At 64.4% G+C, this 18,556-nt stretch carries 14 protein-coding genes; 2 read left to right on the top strand and 12 right to left on the bottom strand.

The genetic code is table 11. The annotated features are described in order from the left end of the window. The first annotated feature begins 406 nt into the window (after positions 1-406). A complete protein-coding gene (locus CH290_RS01650; RefSeq protein ID WP_230595498.1) occupies positions 407-1,447 on the top strand; it encodes a DUF1839 family protein in 1,041 nt (346 codons plus the stop codon). A 29-nt stretch (positions 1,448-1,476) separates the two neighbouring features. Continuing rightward, positions 1,477-3,897, top strand: coding sequence for a glycosyl hydrolase 2 galactose-binding domain-containing protein (locus CH290_RS01645; RefSeq protein ID WP_230620963.1), 2,421 nt, complete (start codon positions 1,477-1,479; stop codon positions 3,895-3,897). Here CH290_RS01645 and CH290_RS01640 read toward each other — a convergent pair. The 12 genes from CH290_RS01640 to CH290_RS30615 all read right to left on the bottom strand — a co-directional run bounded on the left by CH290_RS01640 (position 3,890) and on the right by CH290_RS30615 (position 18,398). Continuing rightward, on the bottom strand, positions 3,890-4,912 hold the full coding sequence (locus CH290_RS01640; RefSeq protein WP_052060148.1) for a glycosyltransferase family 2 protein: 1,023 nt from the start codon (positions 4,910-4,912) through the stop codon (positions 3,890-3,892). The two genes, CH290_RS01645 and CH290_RS01640, sit on opposite strands and share 8 nt — an antisense overlap. Continuing rightward, entirely contained in the window at positions 4,909-5,760 is an 852-nt protein-coding gene (locus tag CH290_RS01635; RefSeq protein ID WP_033189123.1) for a glycosyltransferase family 2 protein, read from the bottom strand. Before CH290_RS01635 ends, CH290_RS01640 begins: the two co-directional genes overlap by 4 nt. Positions 5,761-5,985: 225 nt before the next feature. After that, the gene (locus tag CH290_RS01630; RefSeq protein WP_052083139.1) at positions 5,986-8,181 is read right to left on the bottom strand and encodes a putative glycosyltransferase family protein; all 2,196 of its coding nucleotides are present in this window, start codon (positions 8,179-8,181) and stop codon (positions 5,986-5,988) included. Beyond that, positions 8,162-9,460 carry a glycosyltransferase family 2 protein gene (locus CH290_RS01625; RefSeq protein WP_052061801.1) on the bottom strand — a complete coding sequence of 433 codons (1,299 nt, stop codon included), beginning with the start codon at positions 9,458-9,460 and terminating at the stop codon, positions 8,162-8,164. Before CH290_RS01625 ends, CH290_RS01630 begins: the two co-directional genes overlap by 20 nt. Before the next feature lie 55 nt (positions 9,461-9,515). Next, positions 9,516-10,451, bottom strand: a complete 936-nt coding sequence (locus CH290_RS01620; protein WP_230620964.1) for a glycoside hydrolase family 16 protein — start codon at positions 10,449-10,451, stop codon at positions 9,516-9,518. Continuing rightward, positions 10,448-11,248: a DUF998 domain-containing protein gene (locus CH290_RS01615; RefSeq protein ID WP_020110741.1), complete on the bottom strand. Its 801-nt coding sequence runs from the start codon at positions 11,246-11,248 to the stop codon at positions 10,448-10,450. Before CH290_RS01615 ends, CH290_RS01620 begins: the two co-directional genes overlap by 4 nt. Then, positions 11,245-12,516, bottom strand: coding sequence for a hypothetical protein (locus CH290_RS01610; RefSeq protein ID WP_033189126.1), 1,272 nt, complete (start codon positions 12,514-12,516; stop codon positions 11,245-11,247). Before CH290_RS01610 ends, CH290_RS01615 begins: the two co-directional genes overlap by 4 nt. Next, positions 12,513-14,186 (bottom strand): lipopolysaccharide biosynthesis protein, encoded by a 1,674-nt coding sequence (locus CH290_RS01605; RefSeq protein ID WP_033189127.1) that lies wholly within the window; start codon positions 14,184-14,186, stop codon positions 12,513-12,515. Before CH290_RS01605 ends, CH290_RS01610 begins: the two co-directional genes overlap by 4 nt. Further along, positions 14,183-15,979, bottom strand: a complete 1,797-nt coding sequence (locus CH290_RS01600; RefSeq protein WP_052083140.1) for an alpha/beta hydrolase family protein — start codon at positions 15,977-15,979, stop codon at positions 14,183-14,185. Before CH290_RS01600 ends, CH290_RS01605 begins: the two co-directional genes overlap by 4 nt. Positions 15,980-16,052: 73 nt before the next feature. After that, complete coding sequence (locus CH290_RS01595) at positions 16,053-16,982, bottom strand: amino acid--[acyl-carrier-protein] ligase (RefSeq protein WP_033189128.1); 930 nt, start codon at positions 16,980-16,982, stop codon at positions 16,053-16,055. Beyond that, positions 16,983-18,134, bottom strand: coding sequence for an acyl-CoA dehydrogenase family protein (locus CH290_RS01590; RefSeq protein WP_033189129.1), 1,152 nt, complete (start codon positions 18,132-18,134; stop codon positions 16,983-16,985). 6 nt (positions 18,135-18,140) lie between these two features. After that, positions 18,141-18,398 carry an acyl carrier protein gene (locus tag CH290_RS30615; RefSeq protein WP_020110747.1) on the bottom strand — a complete coding sequence of 86 codons (258 nt, stop codon included), beginning with the start codon at positions 18,396-18,398 and terminating at the stop codon, positions 18,141-18,143. Between the last annotated feature and the right edge of the window lie 158 nt (positions 18,399-18,556).

Below are 18,556 nucleotides of genomic sequence, written 5' to 3'. Positions count from 1 at the left end.
AGTATTCCGCTGGCGACGACGACGGCTGATGTGCGTAGGACGCGGCGCATCCGCACGCCTCCATTTCTTCCAGGCCGCAAGCGGCAATCGGTCGATCCTACGGTGACTAGACTCCGTATGTGCCCAGCTCAGACCCCGTATGCAAGTGTGGCCATGCGCGTACCGCGCATCAGCATTACAGGCGCGGAAGCGACTGTTCCCTCTGTGAATGCGACCGTTTCAGGCGGCCGATTCTCGCATTCCTCACCGGAACGGTAAATCGTTAGCTCGGCACCGTATTTCCGATCATACGGACCAAAAAGAAGCGTCAAACAAACCGATTGGTTAGAATGAGCGTTTGAATCAGGCAATACGGGCATTTCGGCGTGGGGACCGTGAGCTTGTGATCCGGCAGGAGGCACCAGGCATGTCGAACTACACACTTCCGACCAGCGTATCCATCGACGCGGACGATGTTCTGTCCGCCGAAGCGGTCCCCACGACGGCGCACCGAGTGCTGCACCTTCGGCCGCAGTCCTATCTCACTCACTCGATCCACGCACACGACCGCGTCTGGACGGAAACGAACTGCTACGTGGACTTGTGGATCGAACTTCTCCACTCGCTCGGTGCAGATCCAGTTCCCGCGTTGGCGTTCGTGCTGAGTGCCGATTGCGACGGTCGCCAGTGGGATTTCGTCAAGATGCAGTCGGAAGATCTGCGCACCCTCTACGGCCTCGAGGTCGGCGAGATGAACGTGTGGCGATCCGTCGTCGAGCACGTCCGCGAAGGACTGGAGGACGGCGTTCTGCTCACCGTGGAGGTCGACGGCTTCTACCTCCCGGACACTGCCGGAACGAGTTACCGCAATCAGCACACCAAGACCACGATCGTTCCGAACATGCTGGACGAGACGGAGAAGGTGCTCGGTTACTTCCACAATCGCGGATACTTCGAGCTGTCCGGCGCGGACTTCGACGGCGTCTTCAATCTGGCTCCCGCGCCGCACCCCGAGGTCCTTCTGCCCTACGTGGAGCAGGTTCGTCTGCGGAAGAACACGATCGCCGACGGAGTCGGTGACCGCGACCTCGCTGTGGCACGCGCGCACCTGGCTCGGCGCGCCGACGGCAATCCGGTCGAACGTCTCGCCGAAAGAATCACCGCCGACATCCCACTCGTGCAGACGGCAGGCCCGGATGCGTTCCATCTGTGGTCCTTCGGGCTGCTTCGTCAATGTGGAGCCACCGCGGAACTGGCAGCCGACCTCGTCGGTTACCTCGACGGCCGTGGCGTCGCCGGAATCGCCGACGCCGTCCCGCACTTCCTCCAGGTCGCCCAGGGCGCAAAAGCGGTGCAATTCCGGATGGCGCGGGCGTCACGCGGTCGTGCCGTGACACTCGGTGAGCCCCTCGCCGAGATGGCGTCGAACTGGTCGGCGGCGATGGACATCGTCTCGGCTGTACTCTGACCCAGCCGACAAGGAAGTATTCATCGCCTGTGAGACCCAATCGCGTGTCCGACGCGCATGCCGTTGAACTGCAGTGGAGCGTCACGTCGGTATCGCCGGGCTCGGTGGATCATCCCGACGAGCTCGACGACGATGTCGTGTGGACCCCTGCTCTGGTGCCCGGCGGTGTGGCGGCGTCGACGGTGGCATCGCCACCCGATTCCGTCGACTGGTGGTTCACCACGACCGTCCCCGCATCCGGTGACAGCGCGTTCGTCCTGACGTTCGACGGTATCGCGACCCACGCCACCGTCTGGGTCGACGGGATCGAATCGGCAACGACGACGTCGATGTTCGTCCCGGTGTCCGTCGACATCCCTACCGGGCACGGGCGCGTGCAGGTCACTGTCCGCGTCGACTCGATGGACGCTCGCCTGAAGAAGCGCACGCCGCGCGGACGCTGGCGGTCGTCTCTGATCGATCGGCAAGGTCTACGACACGAACGCACGAGTCTCCTCGGGCGGGCGCCGGTGTACGGGCAGGTGCCCCCTGTGGTCGGTCTGTGGCGATCCGTCCGTCTCCGTGAACGGGGTGTCGCCGAGGACATTCGGGTGCACGCGACGCTGTCCGGTGACGACGGTACCGTCCGGGTCCGCGCACGTTTGACGTCGCCGGCGGACTCGGTGTCCCTGCGCGTCGGTGAACACGACTTCGACCTTCCCGGCGGCGAGGGCGACCTGGACGTCACCGTGACCGTCGCCGACGTGGCACCCTGGTGGCCCCACACGCACGGCCGGCCGGCCCTGTATCCATGGGAGCTCGACGTCGACGGCCGTGTCGAGGGACGGGGTAGTCTGGGATTTCGGCAGGTGGAGCTGGAGCAGTCCGGTGCGTCGGTGACATTCTCGGTCAACGGAACTCGCGTGTTTGCCCGTGGTGGGTGTTGGGTACCGCTCGATCCGGTGCGGATGTGGGTCGATTCCGACACTCTCCGAGCGGAATTGACCGATGTCCGCGATGCAGGATTCAACATGGTTCGAGTAGTCGGCACCATGGTGTACGAGCAACCTGAATTCTGGTCACTGTGTGCAGAACTCGGGATCCTGGTGTGGCAGGACGTGATGTTCGCAACCACCGACCCGCCCGCCGATCCGGAGTTCCTCGATGCAGTCCGCCGCGAGCTCGACGCATTCTTCGCGATCGTCGGCGGCAATCCCGCCTTGGCCGTCGTCAGTGGCGGTAGCGAAACCCAGCAGCAGCCGACCATGCTCGGTGTTCCATCGGACAACCAGCGGATGGAGCTGTTGGAGAACGTCATTCCCGATCATCTCGAACGTCGACTTCCTGGAACGCCGTACGTGACATCCAGCCCGTCGTCCACCTCCGGTGAGCTCCACACTCACGTCGGCGACGGTATCGCTCACTACTTCGGTGTCGGCGGCTATCTGCGGCCGTTGTCCGACGTCCGTACTGCGCGCGTTCGATTCGCTGCCGAGTGCCTTGCCTTCGCCGTCCCGCCGGAGCGCCGAGCCGTCGACGCGATGTTCGGAAGCGCGAATGTTTCAGGCCACCACCCCGATTGGAAGTCGGCGATACCGAGGGACCGGGGATCGTCGTGGGACTTCGAGGATGTCCGCGATCACTACGTGCGAGACATATTCGGCGTCGATCCACACCTGATACGCCGCGACGACTCCGAGTTGTATCTGGACTACGGGCGAGCGGCCGTGTGCGAGGCAGTACAGTCCGCGTATTCGCACTGGCGTCGGGCGGATTCCGAGTGTGCAGGCGCACTGGTGTTGACACTGCGCGACCTCGTGCCCGGTGCGGGCTGGGGCATGCGAGACTCCACGGGCACATCGAAAGCCCCGTGGTACAGCCTGGCTCGACTCAGTAGCCCGATCTGCGTCTTCGTCGTGGACGACGGTCTGGACGGATTGACGATCCAGGTCGCCAACGACACGGGTGAATCGGTGTCGGGAGATCTCAGAGCTGTGCTCTACGGGACGACGGGCCCGGTGGGGGAGCCCGCCGAGGTGCACATCGACCTCGGACCGCACACGACCGACAGTGTGTCGCTGGACCGCGTTCTGGGATCGTTCACCGACGCCAACCATGCCTACAGGTTCGGGGCGCAGAAGTACTCCGCCGTGGTCGTCGAACTCGTCGGCGCAGACGGAGCGGTTCTCGATCAGGCAACTCACCTGATCGGCGAGCGGCACCCTCGTCAGAACGACGTCGGTCTGAGCGCCTCGGCACACAACGTCGGCCCCGGTGAGTGGTCACTGACCGTGTCGAGTCGATGGGCGGCGCACTACGTCTGCGTCGACACCGACGGCATGGAGGTCAGTGACTCGTGGTTCCACCTTGCACCGGGGGCGGAGCGGGTGCTGACCCTGACCGGATCGAAGGCGAAGGTGTCCGGCCACGTGCGCGCGCTCAATTCGATCAAGCGCGCGCAGATCAGCTAGCCGCGATACGGCTGAGTCGGCCTCGGACGTAACCGAATCCGGCAGCGCCGACACTGGCAACCACAGCCATGGCTCCCCAGGCACGAACAGGGTTTCCACGGGCCGCGGCAGAGGCTTCACGCCCGACGGCACGTGGCAGGATCTTCGCGGTATATGCGCGCTCGGACGACAACGCGTCCTCCGATCCGATCAGCCGCGCGATCGCTGCCTTGGACACGCCCTCGGCGTAGCTGCGGGACAGTAAGTATCTCGGGCGGGTCCTGTCCGCGCTGACCGTGTGATCCACGACGATGGACGGGTCGAAGACGATCTCCGCGTCCGGATGTGTCTGTCGGAGCCGGATGCACAGCTCGGTTTCCTCGCAGCCGAGAGGAATTCGACCGATACGGCCGATTCCGGACACGAACCCACCGAGAGCCACGACGGGCTCACGTCGGAAGGACATGTTGGCGCCCATCAGATTGCGCACTGCCGAAGTGGTCGTGGGCTGCCCCCTGTACGTACAGCCCACGATCCAATCCAGCTCGCCCGGTTGACCCGCTACAGCGGTGGGGAGAAAAGGGGGACGCGACGTCGGCCACACGGGATAGGCAGATCCGCCGACCGCGTACACCGACGGATCGGAGTAGTGGCCCAGAATCGACGCCAACCACTCCGTCGACCGCGGCGTCGCATCGTCGTCGAGGAATACGACGACATCACCGGTAGCGATGTCCAACGACGTGTTTCGAGCTCCGGACAATCCACGGGGATGCGTGTTCGGGGTGACGACGACGGTTTCCCCGCGGGGAAGGAACTGCTCACGCGCGCGAGACAACAGACGATCGTTGTGGTCGATGACGACCAGAAGCTCGGACGCGGGGTTCGACTGGCCGAGCACAGCATCGACCGCTGCGCTCAGATCGTCCCAGCGATCGAGCGTGTACGCGCAGATGACTACCGAGCACGTGGGCCTCGCCAGCTGAGATGCCCTGGATTCGCCTGCTGTGTCAGTCCCCGACGACCTGTCGATCACGCCGACTTTTCTTGGTACGGAAGCTCGTCGAACACCTCGAAGGCCTCGAACTCCAAGTCCATGTCCGTCCGTGCAACGTTGGTACGACGGTCGGGACGCGGGATGGAGTTCTTCGCCAGTTTGCGTGCGCGCAGACGCTCGGTGAAAAGAGTGCGCAGGACGCGGAAGCCGTCGGAGAACGTGCGAAGGTTGCTCTGCCCGTAGATACGAGCCAGCTCGACGCTCGGTACTTCCTGGATCCGGACGTCCGCCTCGGCGAACCGGCAATTGATGATGGTCTCGATCTCGAAGCCGTCGCCCCAGAGCATCTCGCCCGGCGCCACGTCCTCCTGATCGACCACGGGAAGGTCGAGAACCGGCACCAGGTCGCGCCAGAAAGCGTTGTAGCCGTAGCACAGGTCCGAGAACTTGGTTCCGAACAGTGTGTTGGCGACGAGGTGGAGCCCGCCGTTGCCTGCGCGGCGAAGCGGAGTGATGTCGTGGCTGCCGCCGCCCGCGGTGAAGCGGCTGCCCTTGGCGAAGTCCGCGCCCGAGAGCAGGGCGTCGACGAAGCGCGGGATCTCGTCCGCATCGGCCGAGCCGTCCGCGTCGAACATCACGATGATGTCGCCGGTAGCAGCTTCGAATCCGCACGCGAGAGCGTTGCCCTTGCCCTTGCGGGTCTGCTTGATGATGCGGATGTCTCCGCGTATTTCACGCGCAGCGTCGATGGTGCCGTCGACACTGCCGCCGTCGACCAAGACCAGTTCGTAGTCGTGGGACAGCAACGGCAGTACGTGGCGCAGGTTGGCGGCCTCGTTGAGGGTTGGGATGACAACGCTGATGCGAGGGTTCTGGGAGTTCGACATATCCTTTTTCCAGACGGGTTGAGTGCAGTGTTTCCGACTGATCTCAGAAGATCTGTGACGCGACCCCCGGCGGATCCACAGAGACGTTACCTGCGCCCCGCTAAGGGTCAGGATCTCGTTTTCATCGACTGTGTACAACCTTAAAAGAAGCTACGAGTTTGTCAAGCTACGAATAAACAAACCGTATGGCGGTTTCGAGAGACATTGCTCATACCTGCGGGTGGTTTAGCTGTTCCGTCTCTCGAACACGATCGTGTCGGCGTCCTGGTAGTGCAACGACCACGCAGGATTGGACCGCAACCAGCGCTCGAAGGCCTCCGGAGCACCGTTCTTCATGAAACCGTAGTAGTTCATGGCTTCGAGCGATTGCCGCGTGAGAATGACGTAGGACGGCGCCCCCTGCTGTGACGCTTCCCATTCGAACGCCTCGAGCTGATCCGGAGTCGGGAACTCCAACATGTACTCGGGACCGTAGTAGTTCAGCGGCGCGTCGAACATCTCGTTGGCTTCCGCCTGCTCCACGTACTTGGCCGTGGACCGAATCGGATAGCCGGCCGGATACAGCATCGTGAACTTCGATCCCGCAGGCGAATTCGCCACCAACGCCTGTGTGTTGTCGACCTGGGACTTGTTCTCCACGACCAACGGCCACAGGCCGAAGTACCCCTGAAGTCCGAACGTCGCCGCGCCGACGGTTCCGGCGAACGCGCAGGCGACCGCCACTCGCGTCGACACCATCCGTACCGTGCTGCGTGCACCCGCGACATCCGCGTCGAGTGCAGCGATCAGCATCGGCGCGATGAGCAGGACACATCCGGGAATCGCGTACAGATAGACACGGAAGATGGCCTCGCCGCCGTAGCTCTGGCCCGCGAGAAGCCCGATGGAACCGAATGCCATCACCATCGGAGCCCAGAACGGCTTCTTCGTCCGCCAGGCATAGACGATCGAGATCATGGCCAAGCCGAACACGCCCGCGGAGAGAGCCCGGCAGATGAGCGAGGTCACCTGTTTGCCCAGGATGCCGGGCGTCTGCACGTTGCTCGCCGCGTTCTCGACCGGATCGAACCCGGACAACAGGCCGTACGGGGCGACGATGTCCAGCCGTGGAATCAGGTACCCGATCAGGATCAAGGCCAGCGGGAACATCAGCCACCACGGCTTCGCGCGGCGAGTGACCAGCAGGACCCCGGCCACAGCGAACAGCCAGTACGGCGTCAACTGGTGGGTCGGTACCAACGCCGCGAAAGGAACGAGCGCAAGAAATCCCGCGACACGAAGCTGCGTCGAGGCCATCAGCAGAACGAGGAAACCGATGGCGAGAACGAAGCCGAGCGACTGCGGCGCGTAATAGTCCTGCCCCACCCAGTTGACCAGTTCCGCGAGCATCGCGGCGGTCACGGCTGTTCGAGGCTTCAGCTTCAACACGCGCGCCAAGGCGTAGACGAAGAATGCGATCAACACGTGCACCAGCGGCGCGAACACATGCGCCAACGACATGATGCCGTACCCGGTCACGTCGCTGAACCATGCAGTGACCACGAAGAAACTGGGCCACTGAGCGTAGATGTCTATGCCGTTCGGCGGCAGCGAGCCGAACGACAGGATGTACTCGGTGACAGCGACGTGCTTGTACGTCCACTCGTAGACGGGAGCATCGGTGACGAGTGTGACCGTCAGACGCTGCACGATGATGGCCACGGCTACAGCGGCGACCGCCGAACGAAACTGATGACGCTTGACCGCCAACAGAAATGCCCCGACGACCAACGCCATGCACACCACCAGCACCGGCCCGGTACCGGCAGTCAGCAACCCGAACTGGGAGTAACCGGCCTTCTCCAGGCCGGGCAACGACGGGAGCCACAGTACGAGGGCGAGCGCGAGCATCAGCCCGGCGACGTTGCGGCGCAAGTACTCTCGATCCCATACCCTGCCGACGAGCGTCGTCGCGTGTTCACCGAGTTGGCGTCGATCGACCAGCCGTCGCAGCCACGTCGACCACCCCGAGGCATCGGGCCACGCCCTGTACTTGCGATACCACAACAGCGACGAGCCGATCTGCAGGAGAGCCACGAGCGCGGTGATCCACCGGGGGTTCCACTGATAACCCCACATGGCACCGGTCGTCACCAGAGTCATCAGTGCCAAGCTCAGCACCGGAACCGCTGCGAAACGGGCACGAGGAGGAACGTAGACCCACGTCAGAATCGTCGCGCCGGGTCCGACGAAGATCAGCACCGCGAGGAAAACCGCGCGCACGACACCGGGAAGAGGGAGCATCGCCGCCGCGGCGCACACCGACGCGACGACGGCTACGTCGGCGAATCGAATTTCGGGCCGAGGTGCAGGCAGAGGCGTCACCGCGATCGACGGTTGCCGATCGAGCGAGAACCGACGATCAACCGAGGACCGGGGCACGGTTCACCTCCAACAACGGCTGACGCTTGCGGCCTTCCTTGCGGCTGCGACGCAGCGCACCCGGGCCCTTCGCGATGGACAGTAGTTCCATTCTGCCGATGCCCTCGGGAAGATCGTCCGCGAGATCCTCGGGAGGAGAGGCAACCTTGGACATCCGTGCGGACAACACGACCGTGCTGCCGAGCCGGCGGAACGCAACTCGCGCCGCGAGCAATGCCGAACGCCTGTTCGTCGCCACCGTCGTCAGCCACGCACCCAAGCCCAGTCCGTAGCCTCTGGCCTGCACGGCCAAGGCGTCGGAATCCGCACGGTGCCGGTGCCACACGATCGCGGCAGGCTCGTACACCAACTTGTCTCCGGCCATCAGGACGCGGAAGAACATGTCCAGATCCTCACCACCGTTCGTGGGAGAACCGACACCGAGAGCCTCGTCGAAACCACCGAGGTCGAACATTCGGTCGCGGCGCACCGCGAAGTTGGCGCCCGTCCCGTAGATGCCGACCTGGAACGGAAACAGCGGAACGTCGGCGGGAGGCTCGGCGAGCGAGAAGATACGAGGCGTCACCGAGCTCGCCCACCCGACACGCCGGTCGAAGTAGGCCTGGGCCTGAGTGCGGATCTCGCCGCTGGGGACGATCCCCGAGACACACGCGACGCGGGCATCCCGGGCGAAGCCGCGAGCGATCGAGGACAACCACCGCGCGTCGACCGCGACGTCGTCGTCGGTGAACGCGACGATGGAATGCCGCGCAGCACGCAGGCCCGTGTTGCGCGCGCGAGACAGTCCGGCAACCGGTTCCGACACGACGCGCACGCGAGGATCACCGAGTTCGGTGACGTAGCGGGTGGTCGCGTCCGTCGCGGAAGCGTTGTCCACGACGACGACCTCGAAGCTCGGGTAATCCACCTCCAACACCGAGGCCAGCGCACCGCGCAGGTGATCGATCCGGTCCCTGGTGCAGATCACGACCGTGATGTCCGGCTCCGCGCCGTCACCCTCCGGAAGTGATTCGGCGCCGTGAACGTCGAGCTTGCGAACGGCCTCGACGAGCTCATGGGTGTCGATGCCCTCCGAGACGATCGGGAGATCGACGAATCCGAGCGGGTCGGCGGAACGTCGGACGAGGAGCCGCGCGCGCGAATATCCCTCAGCCCCGTCGAGGGCGAGACGATCGGGCAACGCGGCTTCGATGTCGACGTCTCCGATCCACACCGCGCCGGACCACTCGGGCGGCTGCGCGCTGACGAGTGCAGGCTGGAGAACGGATGATGTCGACACGGGGTGGATCCTTTCGATACTGCACGGGGAAATACGTGTTCTGGAGCAGGCTGAGTCAGTCGGTTCGGTATCGGACCCAGTCGACCGACATCGTCGCCGGGAATTCGGTGTCGGCGTCGGTAGGACCTGGCCAATCGCCGGCGACCGCGACGTTGAACAGCAGGTAGAACGGCTTGTCGAACACCCAGTATTCGTCGGCGCCGTCGAGTTGCGCCGGGGTGACCGTCTGCAGCACCTGATCGTCCATGCCGATCACGATCTTCCGGGGCGCTTTCTCGACCCAATAGACGTGATACTCGTCGGCCAGGTTGTTGGCCGGGTACCCGGCGAGCTGAACCTTCTGGCTGTTCAGACTGTCCGCCTGTGGAGCGTGCACACCGATGTGGAAGTTGTCCGCCTCGTTCAACGTCTCGATCGCATCGATCTCACCGGAAATCGGCCAGCCGACGTCGTCGATGTCGGTCCCGAGCATCCAGAAAGCAGGATGCAACCCAGCGCCGGCAGGCATCTTGATACGCGCTTCCACGCGGCCGTAGGTGAACTCGAACTTGTCCTTCGTCGTCACCCGCGCGGAGGTGTAGCCGTCCGGCGTGCGCAACGCGGAGATGGACATGTTGCCGGACCCGTCCTGGTACGCATTGTCGACCGAATCGGTGTAGTTCTGTTTCTCGTTGTTACCCCACCCGGTCCGGCCGGTGTCGTAACTCCAGTTGCTGGAGTCGATCCTGGATCCGGACGGTCCGTCGAACTGGTCGTACACCGTGAAACCGTTCACCGCTTCGGCGTCCGCTGCCTGTGAACCCGTCGCATCGGACTGCGGCCACAACTCGCGGTACGCAACGACACCCACCCCGACAGCCAGAAGCAGAACCACAGCAAGGACTGCGAACGACGGCCACCGTCGTGTCCGCCGATGCGGAAGACGCGGCGGAGTCCCGGAGGACGGAAGTCGTGATACCTCGACCGTCGGCGGATCATAGCGATGGGTCATCGATCGTTCGTGCCGATCGGTCCACGGTGCCGGTCGGCGTTCGTGCTGCCGTAGACCGGACGCTCGTCGGGGCTGTACGTATCGGCGGACTCGTCCGCCTCACTGCCCGCTGCGGTGTCCAGAATTCTCAGCCGGCGCGCAGTCCTGCGATGCGCGACGGCGAGCACCACCGTCGCGACCAGAATCGCGTACACGACGACGCGCTCGATGGTGCCGATTCCCAACCCGAAGTTGTGTCCACCGATGAAGCACAGCGACGCGGCCAGTCCGATCCACCCGAGCGTCGTGACCGTGATCCGGACCGAGCCGTGCAGCGAGCGATGCCCACCCGCCACGATGAGCCCGAGCGATCCGACGACGAACATCAGCGTCGCGCCGAACGAGTGCACGCTGTAGTTCAGACCCTGGTTGATCGACCCGGCGACGACGGCACCCAGCCCGGCGACAGCAAGGAGGACACCGCCGCGGACGTCGAGTACACCCGTGACCATCCACGCCACAGCCGCGACCACGAGGGCAACGCCGACGAGCGCGATCGACACGTCGGCCAACACGTAGAGCTTGCTGCACGGCCACGAACCGGTCGGGCCGCAGAACGGAACGCCCAGTTCGCTGATGAAGTTGGTCCGGTAGCTGTACAGACCCCGCCACGTCGCCGCGACGACGAACTCGAACACGAACAGTTGCACCACCGACAGACCTGCCCAGTAGCCGATGCGTGCCCACAGGGACGCGTCCGGTCCGGTGGTCGGGTTGCCGCGCAGCGCCCGGCGGGCCTGCTGCATGTGAATGCTCATCGGGACACTTCCTGCGCACTGAGTAGAGCAACGGGATCGGACATCGCCAGGTTCAACGCGGACTGTACTGCGTCACGGTCGAAGAAATTGTCGTGGAACGACGCGGTCACATGGAACACGTCGCGAATGTGCATGGAGGTGACGACGATGGACTCCGGCACACTCGGTTCGCTGAGCGGCACGAAGACGCTCTGTTCCGGGTCCGCAGTCCACGCGATGCCGTCGAATTGCGGAATACGCCCGACGTCGGAGAACGTGAGCCGCGCATCGGCCGTCGCGGGAGCCGTCGCCGTCGAGATGGCCGGGCGAGCGGAACGGGTGCGCAGGTACGTCATCGTGCTGAGCGCCCCGGCAGCGAGCGGGCGGCCCTTGTCGATGGCGTGCGCAACGGACTCGTGCAACGCGGTCGCGTTCGTCGGGTCGACCCCCTCGAAGTCGATCCCGACGGCGAAGTTGCCGAGTGCGACGCCGTCGGTACGTAGGTAACGCCTGCAATCGAACAGGAATCCGGCCGAATACGACGTCGAGATGCCGCGCGTGGACAGCGCCGTCGCGATGGCAGCGCACAGAATGGACGTGACGGACACCTCGGGGAGATTGTCCCGTCGCCACGCACGGATCGCCGCGGGTGCACCGGCAGCCGACGTCGCTGCTGCCACCGCAGGCGAGCGGCCCCACGGCACCCGTGCCTGCTCCATCGGCGCGAGCGCGGGAGTCACGAGTTCGGCCGGGGGCTGTCCGAACTTGCCGTAGAGAACGTCGACGACTTTGCCGGGGTTGCGCGCCATCCAGCCCGCCAGTGCACGGGGGAGCGGGTTGCGAAGCGTACGTGCCTCGGCCCACCCCGGAAGAGCAGGAACGGCAACAGGATCCGCGAGAAACGCAAACAATTCGATCGGCAGAACCGCATCGCTGAACCCGTGCGACAGATCCAGCAGCAAGTATTCACCGGCGAGTACCACCCGGATCGGAACATCGATCGACACCGAATCGGACAGCTGCTCCAACTGCTCGACCACGTCGGCGCGACCGATCGGAGCAGAAGTCGTGACGTGGTCACAGACCGACTCCGGACGGTAGGACCACTTCCTCGAGTTCGGATCCACCCGCAAACCGAGGCGCGTCTCGCGGCCGGACGACGCGAGCCGGAGAAGTCGTTCCTTGACCCTGTCGATGCCGCCGAAGTCCGCCGGTCCGAGAGCGCAGACGATGCGGCCCTCGGAGCGCAGCATGTCCATCGCGCTGGCTTTGTAGTGTGCTCGGCTCACGGTGCGCTTCTTCCAGGTGCAGGTTTTCGATAGGGGGCGCGTAACGGGTCCGTGGTTTCGAGGTGCGCGGTTCGGAGGTGATGCGCACCTGCCGAACTGAACTCGCGATCCTGGGTGCGGTGCGTCGATGGACCGAATTCACGAGACGAGTTGTCGCGTGCAGGTGGTGGTGGGTACGGGCCGCTGGGCGGGAACGGATCATCGGGCGGCTCTTCGCCACGTGAGGACAATTCGCGGATCCACTTGATCAACGGAACTATCAACACGAGCGCGCCGAACGCTTCCGCGGCGAGGTACGCCCACCCGACAGCGGCGATTCCGAGCCTGGACGACAGGGTCAGAGAACCGACGATGATGATCGTGGTGGCAACGACCTGAACGACGACGGCGAGCCGCATCCGGCGCTGCACACGGGCCAAACCGTCGTACAACGAGCCGATGACCGACAGCGGAATGGTCACCGCCGCCAACTGCACGATGATGGTGCCGTTCTCGCGGTACTGCTCGCCGACGATCCCCAGACCGAACGGCGCGATGACGGCGAGGAAGAAGGAACCGCCGACGGCCACGATGCACACCATCGTCATGAAGCGTTTGGTGAGACGGTTGAACTGCTCGGGGTTGGCCGCCACTTCGGCGACGAACGGGCCGACGAGCACGCTGATGAGAATGTACAGTGCGCTGACGATCGACCAGGTCAACGAGAAGTACGCGTTGTCCTCGGCGCCCAGGGTGGCGACCACGATCATCGGAACGAGCAACGGAGCGAGCGAGCCCAGCGCCGTGATGCCGTAGGCGGATCCGAAGTAGGACCACAGCTCGCGCCTCGGAGGAAGATCCGGTTCCGACTTGTAGCGCGGCTCGTTCCTGAGGTTCTTCAACATTGCTCGGAAGACGACGACCGACGCGATGATCGCGGGGACTGCCCACGCCGCGATGATCGAGGTGCTGCGCGCGGTCGAGAACAGAGCAAGCAGGAGAACGAATTTCACGACAGCGTGAAAGACGTTCTTTCCGGCCGCCCACCGCGCGACTCCCAGCCCGGAGGACGTCTGGTCCTGCAGAGCGAACACCGCGAGAACAGCGACGAAGGGTGGGAACGAGACGATCTCGGCGGTGGAGGTGAACATCTTGTCCACCGGTGCGACGAGGAGAAATCCGCAGCCCAACACGAACGCGAACGCGGTGACCGTGATGTACCCCCGCACGACGAACGACTTGGCGAGCCTGCCGGAGACAGGTAGAAAGCGTTCGTACATCGACCCGAGGCTCAGATTGGACAGCGTCGAGAGCATCACCGCGGACGTGATCACGGCCGATGCGCTGCCGACCTCCGCAACCGGATAGAGGCGTCCGGCCGCGGCCCAGAACAGCAGACCGAGACCGCCGGTCACGACGGTGGATAGCATCATGGCCAGCGAGTTCAGCGCAAGATTGCGGTCGGAGCTCTTGGTGTCGGTGCCCGACGCGTTCTGTTCGGACGTGTCCAGGTTCGTGGATTGCAGCAGCGGGGTGCCGTGAAGGTGAGGCTCGGGTGCCTGCACTTTCTGGATCGGCATGGTGTGAGCCATGAGGCCCATGTCCCAGCGAACCGGTTCGAGCGGATACCACTCGAGCCGTTGCAGATTGTCGTGCCGGGGTGGAGCAATTTTCGGAGCGCGGTGCTTCACAGTCGATTCCACCCGACCGGTACAGGCGGCGACGGCGCGACGATGTCGACGTCGAACGACTCGGCCGCGGCCTGGAGCAACTCGGCGCGCACGGTCTCTCGCAGGTCTCGACCGTACAGCGAGTGATCACCACTGTCGAAGGACTTCACGACGGCCGGCCGCACCGACCCGCCGTGTCGACGCCTCGCCGCACGCTTGCCGCGCAGTCGCTCCATCCCTTCGGGACCGCGGTTGTCGACGAACCACTCGGTGTCGGTGGGTGACAGAAGCACGGTGGTACGTACGTTTCCGGCCTCGAGCAGACGCAGGGAGATCTCCGGCACCTGAATCAGGCCGCGGTTGCCGAGCCAGAACCACAGGGGGTACGGCATGGCCGACTGGGCGCGGTTCTTCACCGTGACCCCGATGTCGTGGAGTGCGTCGAGAGCTTTGCCGACGAGGCCGGTGTCCTCGGTGCGCATCGAGGATCGTTTGACGAATTCCAGGCGCTTCGTCGTCCAGTCGAGTGTGTTGAGCAGAACCGCCGAGCCGACGCCCAACTCGCGGGCGGCGTAGCTGGAGTACCACGAGCCGGAGCACATTCCCGCCACCATGACGTTCCGCGGCGCAGTTCCCGCTGCTCGGACGGCAGCGAGCGCGTCCTCGTTCCCCGCGTCGCTGTAGAGGCGAGTGATCTCGTCGTCGAGGACCTCACCGCTTTCGCCGGTGCCCCGCCGATCGAAACGCAATGTCGATACGCCGTGAGCAGCAAGCACTCTCGACAGTTCGACCCAGCTGCGGACGGGACCGACGCGGTGCTCGTTCGCTGTCGGATAGAACACGACAGCCGGGCCTCCGGGTATGCACTCCGACGAGTACGTGCGAATACCGAACAGCGCATCGGGACCGACGGATTCGATCTCCTCGCGGACCGCGCCGAGGTTCGAGACGGTGCGCAGCGGCACGGACACCTCGGAGGTGACGTCGCCGAACTTGTCCGCCACCCACTCTGCGATGTGCGCGATGTCCGACGTCGGAAGCTCGACCTCGAAATCGCTCGGTTCGAGAAACGCGTCGTGGCGGGACAGGGTGTGCTCGTCGGCGTTCTGGTTCGCGACGACGGTGCGAATCGGCTTGGAATCGCCCCGCTCGGAACGGGTCGCGACCAACACGGGAGCCATGAGCGACGGCACGGCGGTGGTGTCCAGTCGACCGAGAGCTTTCGCGGCGTCCGGGTGCAGTACAGCACCGATGATCGAGACCCTGGGGTCGACGTCCGAGTCCTGGGTCACGCTGACCGAGTACAGGGCCTTCTGCTCGTGGACATAAGACCGGCCGCGCACCACCGGATCCCACAGAGTGACCGCGGCGAGAGGTCCGACCTCCGAAGCGACGGACGCGGCGAGCAGTGCACCCGCCCGCAGTCCCACCAAGGCGACGTCGGTGACGCCACATCCGCGTACGTAGTCGACGGCCGTCGCGATGCTGTTCTGCCACAGTGCGACATTGTCCGCCGCATCCTGCGCTCCGTACGAGTCACCGGTACCTGCGTAGTCGAATCGAAGAACGAGAAGCCCGCGCGCGCACAGTTTCTGCGCGAGAAGCGTCAGGCCGCGGTAGGAATCGACCTGTTCCTTGCCGAGCGGCGGGCAGAGGACGACTGCGCCTCGCGCGAGACCACCGGCGGGAACGTGCACCGTTCCGAAGAGTCCGGCGTCCTCGGGCCCGAACCACGTCGAAAACTTCCCCTCGGCGGTCGGATCGGCCGCGCTGGGCACGTCGGCATTGTGCAGTGCAGTACTTCGACTGTTCACTTCGGCGTCCTTCCAATCAGGTCGAGAGACGGGTCGAGGGGGGAGACGTGCTGAGAGATGCCTGCCGTGAGGGTCAGGACAGGGCGGCGGGCCACTTGCTGCGGTCGAGACCATGGGTGCGCAACATCGCCAACGCGATACGCTCCATGCCGAATCCGACACACGCACTGTGAGCGGGCTCGCCGTCGACGGTGTGAATCCCGAAGGTGTGCCCGAAGTGGTCACGGTGGCAGTTGCACGAGACGACCGCGGTGCCTTCGTCGAGGTCTCCGTAGAGCTTCACGACGAGTTCGGTCTTGAGGTTCTCGTTTCTCTGGTTCGCGGCCAGCATTCGGCCGGCGCGTCCGAAGAACGGATCGTTGGCGATGACTGCTTCTGCCTCCAACCCGAGATCCGCGAGGACCTCCAGTCCCCGGGCGACCCAACGCTCGCGGTGCGCGATGGCGTCGTCGGGCGTACCGACACGAACGTATTCGTGCATCCGGAAGGCCTGCATCCGTGCGGGATCGACAGCAGGTTCGTGGCGGAAGCAGTAGCCGTAGATGTCGAGCAGACGACCGTCCTCCGGCAACGTTCCGGTCATCATCGAGTACGAGGGATGGCATGCGGCCGACACCAGCATGGTGCCGGCGGACTCCAGGTGGTGATCCCAGTCCTTGCCTTCCGAACGGTCGGCGAGGAGTGCGGCGTGCGCCTTGTTGTCGCCGTCGAACGTGTTGATCGCGCCGGTGAGATTGGGGAACGATGCGATGTAGTCGGTGCGCTCGAAGGCCTCCCGTGGGAAGACCGGAGGGAAACGGAATCTCGGTGCGGCGTAACCGTGCTCGGATGCACCCGCAGCCTTCACTCGCTCGTCGATGGTCTCGATGATGTCCTCGAACTCGCCGGATCGGCCGTACAGGCCTTCGACGGAGCTGGGGACCAGCAGGCCGGCCTCGACGAGTTCGTTGCGGAATTGTGCGCGCGCGGTGTCCAGTTCGGTTGCTTCGTGGGTGACTGTCATCTATTTCCCCTTGTACACGAGTGCGAGCTGCGAATTGTGGCCGAGGATGCGCTCGTTGCTGACCATGATGGCCGAGCCGTGCGCATCGCGAAGGTGGCGACCGATGCTGAGCTCGCCGTCCTGCCGGTAACCGGAGATGCCGCAGATCTGCATCGCTTTCCCGACGATGTCGATGACGAGAGTCGACGCAGTGACCTTGACGTTGTTGATCCTGACGGCGAACCCGATCGCTCCCAGTTCTGCGGGTGAATCGGAGATCGCTTCGAACTTCCCCGCGGCTCCGAACACCGTGTCCACCAACTGCTCGTGCACCACGTAGAGCTCGGCGAGGCGCAGTGCCGCGGGCGGTGTCACACCGGGCGTACGACTGGCCGCTTTGCGAACCGACTTGCGTGCCTTGGTAACTGCCGCATCCGCAATGCCGAGCCATGCCGCACCCCACAGAACGTGGGCCGCGGGAAGCATCGTCTGCGCCGAGATGTCTCCGTAGTTGTCACCCAGAATGTTCGACGACGTCGTCGACGCCTCCAGCTGGAATCCTGGGCTGCACGTTCCACGGAATCCCAACGTGTTCCACTCGCCCGTCCTGGTGAGGACCACGTCCGGCTTCTCGCAGACGACCAGCACCTGATCGCTCGGAGGGCTGTCCAGAGAACGGCGTGCGGTGGCGAGAACGAACTGCGCGTACTCGCCGTAGGAGATGACCGGGGCTGTCTTGGAGAGTGTGATGTGCTCCCCGTTGTACTCCACCGCGCAGCCACTGGTTCGGACGTCACCACCGATGTTGATCTCGGTGGTGGCCGATGCGACCAAGGGTTGCTCGGCAGCGAGACGCTGCAACAGCGCGATCATGGCGTCGGACTTGCCGTGGCGAACGATGGACAGCACCTGCGACTGGTGCATCACGAAGATCATCGCCGAGGACGCGCACTCCGCTCCCAGGGAACGGGCGATGTGCGCGAGGTCGGTCAGGGACTTCCCACCGCCGCCGAACTCCGTGGGAATGCCCGCAGCGAGCAGCCCAGCTCCGCGCATGGCCTCGACGGATTCCGTCGGGAAGCGTGCGTCGCGGTCGACCGAGTCCGCGTGCTCACGCAACACCGCAAGGACGTCGGACAGCGTCGGGGCGTCGGTTTGGTAGACGGTGGACATCGGCGATCAGTCCGTCAGCTGCGCGAGCGCGGTAGCGATGGCATCGATGCTGCCGAACGTGGACTTCTGCAGCATGGTGTCCGGGAACTCCACGTCGAACTCGTCCTCGAGCGCGATCATCACGTTGACGCTCGCATGGGAGGTCAGGCCGTTGTCGTACAAATCTGCGTCGGTGTCGATATCCGCCGCGGACACGGGCATCTTTCCGAACTTGTCCAGAACGTCCCGAACACGAGCAACGTCACCAGAATTGAGCGTTTCCACCCGAGTACCTCCACCGAATCTCGTTTGATGTCCGAGACCGGACGGCCTCGACTCACGACCGTGGGTAGGAAGTTGCACTGCTGTTCCAACCCAGAAGTCTCCCCAGACCCACCCAAACAATATCTTAGATTGTTTTGAAGCGTTACCGAGTCGGGGTA

It is taken from the genome of Rhodococcus sp. 06-156-4, assembly GCF_002259345.1.
Taxonomy (GTDB): domain Bacteria; phylum Actinomycetota; class Actinomycetes; order Mycobacteriales; family Mycobacteriaceae; genus Rhodococcoides; species Rhodococcoides fascians_E.
Note: the sequence above shows the minus strand (reverse complement) of the source record. Positions and strands in the feature narration are given on the sequence as shown.